The following is an 11,634-nucleotide window of genomic DNA, read 5'->3' on the forward strand; positions in this document are numbered from 1 at the left end:
GGTGGACGGTCCGCCGGGCCGCGCTCGGGCGGGCCTTGCGCGAGTCAGACGCCGGCCTCGGCCACGGCGGAGGCCGGGAGCTCCATCAGGATGGTGCGCCGGGGGTTGGCGGTCCGGTCGGGGAGGTCGGCGGGGTGCTCGGGCAGCTCGGCGATCTGCAGTTCGCCGGCGTCCTTGAGGTGTGCCAGCGTCGTGCGTCGCGGGTTCGCCGTCGTCTGGAACATCATCGTCGTCTTCACCGTTGTCGTCCTGTGGCCTTGTGTCGGGGATGGGGGGCTGAGCGGGGAAATGGGCAGAGCCGCTCGTCCTGTAAAGCGTCAGGCTAAACATGCGAATCCCCGTCACGGAGATGAACCACTCATGATCAGCGTGTGAGTTTGCTCACTCGCCGGTCCGCAAAACAGCCAATTCGGGCCCGCGATCCCCGGTGGCGAAACGGACATTGACCGCCCGAACCCACCATTCCGCTCCTGATCATGGCGACTGGGACACCGTTCGAGTGACCCGTACAGGCGATCGACTCGCCGGAAATGCCCTCCTATGCGCGTGATCCACCTCCACCCCTCGTGACATCCGAATCACACGCGGTCACCTAGGTCACAGCTCGGGCTGCCTCCCTTGTTGGAGATCCGGCACTGTGCTGGAATGCCACGGACCGCCGCAGGATCGAGCCGGCGCAGGGGGCGCGACGCCGCTCCGAGTGGCGGTGAGACAGGGGGAATCAAGCGCCGGTCACTCAAGACCACACGGGGGGCGTATTCAGGGCGCCCTTCATGACGCCGACACCGTGTCCCGCCGTTCACCCGGGGGGGCGCCTGGTCCAGAGGTTGCGACGCTAGTGCAGGGACGTTTCAAGAGGGATGGCAGCGCTTCGGCCGAGCCGGAGCCGCACGGCGGGACTGCCCCCATGGCCGGCGGCTCCTCGCACCAGCACGCCCAGAGCCCCGGCAAGGCACCGTCCGGCGACAGCGGCGAGCGCGCGGGACGCCCCGGCGCCCCGGCCCCGGCCGGCGCGACCGGGTCCGTGACCGCGACGCCCGTCGCGAAGTCCGCCAGGACCACGCCCAGCACCGGCTCCCGGCTGGCGCTGCGCAACTGGCGCATCTCCACCCGCCTGGTGTCGCTGCTGGCGCTGCCGGTGGTCGCGGCCACCACGCTCGGTGGTCTGCGCATCGGCGACTCGATGGACGACATCAAGCAGCTCGACAACATGAAGCTGCTGACCGAGATGACCCAGCGCGCGACCGAGCTGGCCGCCGCCCTCCAGGAGGAGCGCGACCAGTCCGCCGGTCCGCTGGCGCACGGTCTCAAGTCGTCCGACTACACGGTCAAGGGCTTCCGCGACAAGACGGACAACGCGAAAAAGACCTTCGAGGACTCCGCCGAGCAGATCGACTCGGCGAGCAGGGAGGGCAACCTCCAGGGCGTCCGCGACACCCTGGTCGGCCTGGTCTCCCAGCTGGACGCGCTCGGCAAGATCCGCCGGGACGCGTACACCTCCGAGGGCAACTCGACCCAGACCGTCGAGTCGTACCACCGTCTGATCACCCAGCTCATCGACCTCTCCCAGGACATGGCCGAGGCGTCGAGCAACCCCGAGATGATCCAGCGCACCCGCGCCCTGGCCGCGTTCTCCACGGCCAAGGAGTACGCGTCGGTGCAGCGAGCCGTCATCGCGGCCGCCCTGCCCGCCAGCAACGCCACCAAGGGCGACCTGTCGACCAACGACCGCCTCTACGGCGAGGCCGCGTACGACAGCGAGGGCTCCGAGCTCAACATCTTCCGCAAGGTCTACGCGAGCCAGGGCGCCGAGGAGATCCTCAAGCCCATCGACGAGAACAACCCGACCATCCAGGCGGCCGACCTCTACGCCAAGCGCGTCTTCGAGTCCCGCGACGGCCTGGCGGGCCAGCCGGCGCGCTCGTACCTGGACTGGGTGGACGACAGCTCCACCAAGATCCAGCAGATGAAGAAGATCGAGCACGAGCTGCTCGACAGCATGGAGCAGAAGGCCCGCGAGCTGAAGGCGACCTCCGAGCAGGAGGCGATCATCTCGGGTGTGCTGATCCTGCTCGTGCTCGGCGTCTCGCTGGTCGGCGCGTTCGTCGTGGCCCGGTCCATGATCCGCTCGCTGCGCCGCCTCCAGGACACCGCCACCAGGGTCGCCCAGGACCGGCTGCCCGAGCTGGTCAAGCAGCTCTCCGAGTCCGACCCGCAGGACGTGGACACCTCCGTGGAGTCGGTCGGTGTGCACTCCCGGGACGAGATCGGCCAGGTGGCCGCGGCCTTCGACGACGTGCACCACGAGGCGGTCCGGCTCGCCGCCGAGCAGGCGCTGCTGCGAGGCAACGTCAACGCGATGTTCACCAACCTCTCGCGCCGCTCCCAGGGTCTGATCCAGCGTCAGCTCTCGCTCATCTCCGAACTGGAGTCCCGCGAGGCCGACCCGGACCAGCTGTCCTCGCTGTTCAAGCTCGACCACCTCGCGACCCGCATGCGCCGTAACGGCGAGAACCTCCTCGTCCTCGCCGGTGAGGAGCCCGGCCGGCGCTGGACGCGGCCGGTCCCGCTGGTCGACGTGCTCCGCGCCGCCGCCTCCGAGGTGGAGCAGTACGAGCGGATCGAGCTGGCGTCGGTGCCCGGCACCGAGGTCGCCGGCCGCGTCGTCAACGACCTTGTGCACCTGCTCGCCGAGCTGCTGGAGAACGCGACCTCGTTCTCCTCCCCGCAGACCAAGGTCAAGGTCACCGGTCACGCGCTGCCCGACGGCCGCGTGCTGATCGAGATCCACGACACCGGCATCGGCCTCTCCCCCGAGGACCTCGCCGCGATCAACGAGCGCCTGGCCGCGCCGCCCACCGTGGACGTGTCGGTCTCCCGCCGCATGGGCCTGTTCGTGGTCGGCCGGCTGTCCCAGCGGCACGGCATCCGCATCCAGCTCCGCCCGTCCGACTCCGGTGGTACGACCGCGCTGGTCATGCTGCCCGTCGATGTCGCGCAGGGCGGCAAGAAGCCCGCTCCGGGCAAGGCCGGCGCCGTCGGCGCCGGTGGCGGTCCGGCCGCCGCGCAGGCCGCGGCCGGTGCCGCGGCCGCCCGCCGCAACAACGGCGGTGGCGGCGGTGCCCTCGGCGGCGCTCCGGCCGGTGGCGGACTCCTGGCCGGCGGCCCCGGCCAGCGCGGCCAGGTCGGCGCGGGCCAGGGTCCGCGCGCGGCGCTGCCCGGCACCGGCCAGAACGGCGGCCGTCCAGGGGGCCCCGGTGGCGGCCGTGGTCCGCAGGGTCCCGGCGCCTTCCAGCAGAACCAGCAGCACCGTCCGGCCCCCGCCGGCCAGGCTCCGGGCGCCCCGCAGGGCATGCACACCGCGCACCCGGGCGGCCCGCAGCAGGACGCCTTCGGCGGCCGCGGCCCCGCGCAGCAGCAGCCGCAGCGCGGTGGCGCCGGTGCCGAGCAGGGGCGCCAGCCGCAGCTGCCGCCGCGTGGCGGCCCGCGTGCCGAACTGCCCGGCGGCAACCCGCAGTCGCGTGCCTCGCTGGACGTGCCGCGCGGCCACGACGAGCAGGACCCGGCGCAGACCTCGCGCATGCCGCGCATCGACGACCGGCAGGGCATGGGCGGCACCGCCGAGATGCCCCGCATCGACGCGCAGGACCCGTCGCGGACCGGCGGCTTCGCCCGTCAGGACCTGTACGGCGCGGGCGACCAGCAGCAGCACACCGGGCAGTTCGCCCGCCCCGGCGCCAACGGGGCCCAGCACACGGGCCAGTTCCAGCGCCCCGGCGCCGGCGACCCGCAGAGCACGGGCCAGTACCAGCAGCCCGGCGCCCAGCAGGCGGGCGGCCACGGCCGTCAGCAGGGCGGCGAGACGTACACCCGCCCCGACCTGTTCGGCGGACCGCGGGGCCGGCAGGCTCAGCAGGCGCCGCAGAACACCGGCCAGTTCCCGGTCCCGCAGGGCTTCGACGCGTACCAGGCGGGCAACACCGGCCAGCACGCGCTGCCCGCCCGCCCGGCGCAGCACCAGAACGGCCGGAGCGCGCAGGACCAGGCCGGTGACACCGGCCAGTTCGAGCAGCAGCGGCCCGCCGCCCCGCAGCGTCCGGCGCGTCAGGCGCCGGCCGACAACTGGGCGCTGCCTCCGGCCCCGCCCGGCAGCACCGGCGACGGCCGTACCCCGGTGTACGACACGCTGGAGACCAACTGGTTCCACCAGGAGCAGCAGGCGGAGTCCGCTCCGGCCGCCGTCTCCCGGCAGCCGCAGGCGCAGGCCCCCACACCCGCCCCGCAGCAGTCGTCGTCCACCACCGGCTCGTGGCGCACCTCCCCGAACGACGAACTCGTCCGGCAGGCGGAGCGCGTACGGCAGCCAGCGGCAGGCGGTGTCACCACCTCCGGTCTGCCGCGCCGTGTGCCCAAGGCGAACCTCGTCCCGGGCACCGCACAGCAGCAACAGCACCACAGCGGTCCGCAGGTCTCCCGTGCGCCTGACGACGTACGCGGCCGGCTGACCAATCTTCGTCGGGGTATCGCTCAGGGCCGTCAGGCCGGGGGCGGCCAGACCGGCAGCTTCCCGAGCCCCACTCACCAGCAGGAGCGTTAGTTGAGTCCGATGAGCCAGGCGGCACAGAACCTGAACTGGTTGATCACCAACTTCGTGGACAACACCCCAGGGGTGTCGCACACGGTGGTGGTCTCCGCCGACGGCCTTCTGCTGGCGATGTCCGAAGGGTTCCCCAGGGACCGCGCCGACCAGCTGGCGGCGGTCGCCTCCGGGCTGACCTCTCTCACGGCCGGGGCGTCCCGGATCTTCGAGGGCGGCAGCGTGGCGCAGACCGTGGTCGAGATGGAACGGGGCTTCCTGTTCCTCATGTCCGTCTCGGACGGGTCGTCCCTCGCGGTCCTCGCCCACCCCGAGTGCGACATCGGCCTGGTCGGCTACGAGATGACCCTGCTCGTGGACCGCGCGGGTGCGGTACTCACCCCGGACCTGCGCGCCGAACTCCAAGGCAGTCTGCTCCACTGATCCACCCCGGCACCACCCGCCCCACGAAACAACCGTCCGGCCGCCACAATCCCCCCACCGGCCCTGTCAGACGGCACGACTGACCAACTTGCTGTCCCGCCCGGAGGATTCATGACCCCGCCCAACGCCTCTCATGATCCGTACGCGGAACCGTACGGCGATGAGGGCGACCAGCCACTGGTACGTCCGTACGCGATGACCGGTGGCCGGACCCGGCCGCGCTATCAGCTCGCCATCGAGGCGCTGATCAGCACCACGGCCGACCCGGCAGCGCTGATGGGAATGCTCCCGGAGCACCAGCGCATCTGCCACCTCTGCCGGGAGGTCAAGTCGGTCGCGGAGGTTTCCGCGCTCCTGGCCATGCCCCTGGGCGTGGCCCGCATTCTGGTGGCCGACCTCGCCGAGGCCGGCATGGTCGCCGTTCACCAGCCGGGCGGCGACGAGAACAACGGCGGCGCTCCCGATGTGACGCTGCTCGAAAGGGTGCTCAGTGGACTTCGCAAGCTCTGACTCGGGGCGGGCCACGACCTCCGCCAAGATCGTGGTGGCAGGCGGCTTCGGCGTGGGCAAGACCACGTTCGTGGGCGCCGTCTCGGAGATCAACCCGCTGCGCACCGAGGCCGTCATGACGTCCGCGTCGGCGGGCATCGACGACCTCACCCACACCGGGGACAAGACGACGACCACCGTCGCCATGGACTTCGGCCGCATCACCCTGGACCAGGACCTGATCCTGTACCTCTTCGGTACGCCCGGTCAGGACCGCTTCTGGTTCATGTGGGACGACCTGGTACGCGGCGCCATCGGCGCGGTGGTGCTGGTGGACACACGCCGGCTCGCGGACTGTTTCCCGGCCGTGGACTACTTCGAGAACTCGGGTCTGCCCTTCGTCGTCGCCCTCAACGGCTTCGACGGCCAGCAGCCCTACAACCCCGACGAGGTCCGCGAGGCGCTCCAGATCGGTCCCGACGCGCCGATCATCACGACCGACGCCCGGCACCGCTCGGACGCCAAGAGCGCGCTGATCACCCTGGTCGAGCACGCCCTCATGGCCCGTCTGCGATAGGGCCGCGGTGGGACTCAAGTCGAATCTGCCGTAGGGCAGTTGCAGTAGCACACCCGGAGCCGGCTGTGGCCTTTGACACGGTCGGCTCCGGTGTTCATAACAGTTCGGCAGAGGAAATCGCACGCTTCGCCACGCGACGCGGTCGGCCGGTGCCGCTGCGCTCACAAAGCCCCTGCCTTTTGTGGGGCTCGCTCGGTATTGACCCGTTTCATCTGTTGTTTACACCGACACCTCCCCCGTTTGTTACTGCCCAGGTACACGTGCTGGAATGCCTGAACTGCCCAGGAGTCGAAGACGTACTGAGTGGTCGAAGAGGAACCGGGCTCTGAAGAGACTGCGGCACGACAGGTGCCGACCCGCCGAGAGGTTGTTGGTCGAGTGAGGCGAAGCAAGAACGGTCCCGAGCCGTCGGCACGGGGCAACTTCACCCCGCCGCCGCGCACTGCGGCGCCCACCCCAGTGGTGGCCGGACCGGAGCCGGAGGCCGCTCCCGCGTCCAGCGGGGGCCGCTTCTCCCCGCGCAACTGGCGAGTGCCGACCAGGCTGAACGCGATCCTGCTCATACCTGTGCTGGTCGCCCTCGCCCTGGGCGGCTTCCAGGTGAAGAACTCGATCGACACCTGGCAGGACGCCCAGGACGCGGAGAACACCGCCATCCTGGTGCAGGCGTCCCTCTCCTACGCCGACGCGCTGTACAACGAGCGTGACATCAGCGCCGCCCCGCTGCTCAAGGGCAAGGCGGGCACCGCCGAGGACAAGGCCGTGGTCGACGCGGCCCGCAAGAACACCGACAAGGCCGCCGGCGCGTTCAGCGCCGCCGCCCAGAACATGCCGGCCAAGCCCGGTCTGGAGCGCAGGCTCAAGCTGTTCCGCCAGAGCGAGCCCTTCCTGCAGACGCTGCGCGCGGGCGCCTACGGCCCGAAGTTCACCGGCGCCCAGACCGAGGAAGGCTACGTCAGGGTCGCCCACCCACTCATGGAGTTCGCCAACGAGCTGGGCCTGGGCACCGGCAACATCACGTCCTACGGCCGTAGCGTCTACGCCGTCTCCCTGATGAAGTCCGCGCTGTCGCTGGAGCGCGCGCTCGGCATGCACATGCTGGTCAAGCCGGGCCCGGACGCGCCGAACCTGGCGAGCCAGCGGGTGGCGCTCTCCTCCTACGCCTACCTCGAGGGCATCGCCGCCGGTGAGTACGTCGGTGGTGGCACCCAGGCCGACGCCGACCGGCTGGAGCAGGAGAAGCGCGACATCCAGAACCAGGGTGCCGCGCTGGTCGCCGAGGCCAAGTCCAAGGACCCCTCCTACAAGGCGCCGCCGTCCGACCCGCAGAAGATGGTCGCCGCGGTCGTCGGGATCAGCTCGACCGACCCCGCCGAGCGGCAGCAGCTCGCCACGCAGGGCATCACGCCGGCCAACTGGTGGGCGGTCAACACCCTGAAGTTCAAGGCGTATCGCTCCATCGAGTCGGACATGGCCGGCCGGGCGGTGAGCGACGCCTCCGGCATCGCCGACGACGCCCGCAACTCCGCGATCATCACCGGTGTGGCCGTCATCCTGGTCCTGCTGCTGGCCTTCATCCTGGCCGGTACGGTCGCCCGCCAGATGAGCCGCGCGATGCGCCAGCTGCGCAACGCCGCCTTCGGCATCGCCGAGCAGCGGCTGCCGATGCTGGTCGACCAGCTCTCCCGTACCGACCCCGGCCGGGTCGACACCCGGGTGGCCCCGATCCCGATCAACACCAAGGACGAGATCGGCGAGGTCGCCCGCGCCTTCGACCAGGTCCACCGCGAGGCGGTGCGGCTGGCCTCCGAGCAGGCGCTGCTGCGGGGCAACATCAACGCGATCTTCACCAACCTGTCGCGCCGAAACCAGTCGCTGATCGAGGGCCAGCTGACCCTCATCACCGACCTGGAGAACAACGAGGCCGAACCGGACCAGCTGGAGAACCTCTTCAAGCTGGACCACCTGGCCACCCGTATGCGCCGCAACGGCGAGAACCTCCTGGTCCTCGCCGGCGAGGAGCCCGGCCGCCGCTGGGACCAGCCGGTCCCGCTGGTCGACGTCCTGCGCGCCGCCTCCTCCGAGGTGGAGCAGTACGAGCGCATCGAGCTGTCCGGCGTCCCGGAGGCCGAGATCCACGGCCGCGCGGTCACCGACCTCGTGCACCTGCTCGCCGAGCTGCTGGAGAACGCCACCACGTTCTCCTCCCCGCAGACCAAGGTCCGCGTCACCGCGACCCGTCTCCCCGACGGCCGCGTCATGATCGAGATCCACGACAAGGGCATCGGCCTCACCGCCGAGGACTTCGCGGACATCAACCACAAGCTGGCCAACCCGCCGACCGTGGACGCCGCGATCTCCCAGCGCATGGGCCTGTTCGTGGTCGGCCGGCTGTCCGACCGGCACGGCATCCGCGTCCAGCTCCGCCCCTCGGGCGAGCAGGCCGGTACGACCTCCCTGGTCATGCTGCCCGACGCGATCACCCACGGTGGTGGCGGCGAGACGCAGCTGGACCGCGAGGAGTTCACGGTCTCGCAGATCATCCCGGAGCAGCAGTTCGCCGAGGAGAGCTTCAGCCCGCAGCCGCAGGCACAGGTAGAGCCGATGCGTACGGCGGCGGAGCTGGGCTTCGACGACAGCCGTTACAACGAGGTCCCGGACGACATCCGGGATCTGGACCCCGTGGGCCGCTCCCTGGGGCGCGACGAGCGCCGGGCGGCGCTGGAGGCCCAGACGCACGGCGAGGACGAGGGCCGGCAGCCGGGCTACGAGGACGGCTTCGAGGCGGCGCGCGGCGGCTACGCCGAGAACGGCTCGGGCTTCCCCGAGCAGCGCCAGGCGCAGCCCGATACGTTCCAGGAGCAGCAGGCGTACCAGGAGCAGCGGCAGCCGGCGTACGACGAGCAGTACTTCGGGCAGGACGGCGGCGCGCCGCAGCACGACGGTTTCCCCGCGAACGGCGGCTACCCGCAGTCCGGTTACCCCGAGCAGGGCCAGAACGCCCCCGCCGCCGACGCCTTCGGCGGCCCGTACGAGGCGCAGGGGCAGGGCCAGGGGCAGTCCTTCGCGGACGACTGGCCCCAGCAGAACGCCTACCAGAACGGCTACCCGGACCAGTACGCCGCGGAGCAGGCGCCGGCCCGGCCCGCCGAGCCCGAGCGCGCCCACGGCGGCTTCGAGCGGCCGGCCCCCGCCGGTCCCCCGGCGGGCGGAACGACCAACGCGGGCCTGCCCCGCCGCGGCGGTGCGAACGGCTCGGCCCCGACGGGCGGTGCCACCGGACTGAACCTGAACGGTCCGAGCGGACTGGGTTCGAGCGGCCTCGCGCCGAGCGGGGTCAACGGCTCCGGCGGACTGAACGGCACGGGCGGGCTCAACGGTTCGGGCGGTCTGAACGGCTCCGGTGCCGCGAACGGCGGCTCGCACGGCGCCTCGCACGGCGGTCAGGAGGCCGCTGCGGCCGGGAACGGCACGGGCACCGGTACCGCCACCGACGACTGGCGTTCGGCCAACGACGAGCGGTGGCAGCAGGCTTCGCAGCTTCGCAAGCCCAAGGCGGGCGGGGTCACTCCCTCCGGCCTGCCGCGGCGGGTGCCCAAGGCCAACCTGGTCGAGGGCACCGCCGAGAGCACCCCTCAGGGGGGCCCACAGGTCTCCCGCGCCCCGGAGGACGTCCGGGGCAGGCTGAGCAATCTGCGCCGAGGAGTCCAGCGCGGACGCAGCGCAGGCAGTGAAACGAACGGCCAGGCCACCAGCCAGCAGCACGGTGGGCCTGACAGCACCTACGACCAGGAGCGTTAGTGTGAGCCCGATGAGCCAGGCGGCACAGAACCTTAACTGGTTGATCACCAACTTCGTGGACAACACTCCGGGTGTGTCCCACACCGTGGTGGTCTCCGCCGACGGACTCCTTCTGGCGATGTCCGAAGGCTTCCCCCGCGACCGCGCCGACCAGCTCGCGGCCGTCGCGTCCGGTCTGACGTCCCTGACGGCAGGCGCTTCCCGCATCTTCGAGGGGGGCAGCGTGAACCAGACGGTGGTGGAGATGGAGCGGGGATTCCTGTTCATCATGTCCGTGTCCGACGGTTCGTCACTCGCGGTTCTGGCCCACCCGGATGCGGACATCGGCCTCATCGGGTACGAGATGGCTCTTCTGGTGGACCGCGCGGGCACGGTCCTGACCCCGGATCTTCGGGCGGAACTCCAGGGAAGCCTTCTCAACTAACAAGCGGACGGTGCGCGTTCGTGTCCCGGGGCCGTAAGGTCTTGGGACGCGGCTCCACAGCGATGGTGCCCGGCACAGTCGGAGGAGGAGAAAGTGGCAACACCCCCAGGCGGTCCGTCTTCGGGCAACTGGTCGTACGGTCCCGCACAGGGACAGGACGGCGGCTCGGCGAACGGGTACGGCTTCCCCTCCGCCCCGGCCCACCGGCAGCCGTACGCGCCACAGGGCCCCGGCCCTTCGCGGTACGACCAGCCGCCGGCCCCACGCACCCAGCCGGCGCGGCGCCCCGAGCCTTCGGCGTCCCCGTCCGCCGCCAGCAACCCCCTGGTGCGTCCGTACGCCATGACCGGCGGCCGGACCCGCCCGCGCTACCAGCTCGCCATCGAGGCGCTGGTGCACACCACCGCGGCACCGCACCAGATGCAGGGCCAGCTGCCCGAGCATCAGCGGATCTGCAACCTGTGCCGGGAGATCAAATCGGTGGCCGAGATCTCGGCCCTGCTGACGATCCCCCTCGGCGTGGCCAGGATTCTCGTCGCCGACTTGGCGGAGGCGGGCCTGGTCGCCATCCATCAGCCCGGCGGCGACGAGAACGCCGGTGGCCAGCCAGACGTGACACTGCTCGAAAGGGTGCTCAGTGGACTTCGCAAGCTCTAGCGGCGGTCCTTCCCGCTCCACCACCTCGGCGAAGATCGTGGTGGCGGGCGGCTTCGGCGTGGGCAAGACCACGTTCGTGGGCGCCGTCTCGGAGATCAACCCGCTGCGTACCGAGGCCGTCATGACGTCCGCGTCGGCGGGCATCGACGACCTCACCCACACCGGGGACAAGACGACGACCACCGTCGCCATGGACTTCGGCCGCATCACCCTGGACCAGGACCTGATCCTGTACCTCTTCGGTACGCCCGGTCAGGACCGCTTCTGGTTCATGTGGGACGACCTGGTACGCGGCGCCATCGGGGCCATCGTGCTGGTCGACACCCGGCGCCTGGCCGACTGCTTCCCCGCGGTCGACTACTTCGAGAACTCGGGCCTGCCGTTCGTCATCGCCCTCAACGGCTTCGACGGCCAGCAGCCCTACAACCCCGACGAGGTCCGCGAGGCCCTTCAGATCGGCCCGGACGCCCCCATCATCACCACGGACGCCCGCCACCGCGCGGACGCCAAGAGCGCGTTGATCACCCTGGTCGAGCACGCCCTCATGGCCCGCCTGCGGTAACCGGTCCACGCCGAGGGGCCCTCTCCATATCGGAGGGGGCCCCTCTGTCGTACCAGGAGCGCGGCGGATGTGACAGGGCCCCGTCCGCTCCGAGGGGAGCGGAC

The 11,634-nt window shown here is 71.1% G+C and carries 9 protein-coding genes; 8 read left to right on the forward strand and 1 reads right to left on the reverse strand.

All coding sequences use genetic code 11. The annotated features are described in order from the left end of the window. Nucleotides 1–44 precede the first annotated feature (44 nt). Nucleotides 45–239, reverse strand: coding sequence for a hypothetical protein (locus ACFWN1_RS27050; protein ID WP_384367185.1), 195 nt, complete (start codon nt 237–239; stop codon nt 45–47). Between the two features lie 599 nt (nt 240–838). On the opposite strand from ACFWN1_RS27050, the gene ACFWN1_RS27055 reads away from it, so the two are divergent. The 8 genes from ACFWN1_RS27055 to ACFWN1_RS27090 all read left to right on the forward strand — a co-directional run bounded on the left by ACFWN1_RS27055 (nt 839) and on the right by ACFWN1_RS27090 (nt 11,530). Then, nucleotides 839–4,597: a nitrate- and nitrite sensing domain-containing protein gene (locus ACFWN1_RS27055; RefSeq protein ID WP_384367188.1), complete on the forward strand. Its 3,759-nt coding sequence runs from the start codon at nt 839–841 to the stop codon at nt 4,595–4,597. Nucleotides 4,598–4,606: 9 nt separating this feature from the next. After that, nucleotides 4,607–5,020 carry a roadblock/LC7 domain-containing protein gene (locus ACFWN1_RS27060; protein ID WP_020128762.1) on the forward strand — a complete coding sequence of 138 codons (414 nt, stop codon included), beginning with the start codon at nt 4,607–4,609 and terminating at the stop codon, nt 5,018–5,020. Nucleotides 5,021–5,131: 111 nt separating this feature from the next. Beyond that, complete coding sequence (locus ACFWN1_RS27065; protein WP_030808431.1) at nt 5,132–5,530, forward strand: DUF742 domain-containing protein; 399 nt, start codon at nt 5,132–5,134, stop codon at nt 5,528–5,530. After that, on the forward strand, nt 5,511–6,086 hold the full coding sequence (locus ACFWN1_RS27070; RefSeq protein WP_030808427.1) for an ATP/GTP-binding protein: 576 nt from the start codon (nt 5,511–5,513) through the stop codon (nt 6,084–6,086). Before ACFWN1_RS27065 ends, ACFWN1_RS27070 begins: the two co-directional genes overlap by 20 nt. A gap of 378 nt (nt 6,087–6,464) precedes the next feature. Further along, nucleotides 6,465–9,887, forward strand: coding sequence for a nitrate- and nitrite sensing domain-containing protein (locus ACFWN1_RS27075; RefSeq protein ID WP_384367192.1), 3,423 nt, complete (start codon nt 6,465–6,467; stop codon nt 9,885–9,887). A gap of 10 nt (nt 9,888–9,897) precedes the next feature. Beyond that, complete coding sequence (locus tag ACFWN1_RS27080) at nt 9,898–10,311, forward strand: roadblock/LC7 domain-containing protein (protein ID WP_384367195.1); 414 nt, start codon at nt 9,898–9,900, stop codon at nt 10,309–10,311. Between the two features lie 93 nt (nt 10,312–10,404). Next, nucleotides 10,405–10,968 carry a DUF742 domain-containing protein gene (locus tag ACFWN1_RS27085; RefSeq protein WP_384367198.1) on the forward strand — a complete coding sequence of 188 codons (564 nt, stop codon included), beginning with the start codon at nt 10,405–10,407 and terminating at the stop codon, nt 10,966–10,968. After that, a complete protein-coding gene (locus ACFWN1_RS27090) occupies nt 10,949–11,530 on the forward strand; it encodes an ATP/GTP-binding protein (RefSeq protein WP_100572095.1) in 582 nt (193 codons plus the stop codon). The genes ACFWN1_RS27085 and ACFWN1_RS27090 overlap by 20 nt, the downstream gene beginning before the upstream one ends. Nucleotides 11,531–11,634: the final 104 nt, after the last annotated feature.

The organism is Streptomyces sp. NPDC058459 (genome assembly GCF_042721685.1).
Taxonomy (GTDB): Bacteria; Actinomycetota; Actinomycetes; order Streptomycetales; family Streptomycetaceae; genus Streptomyces.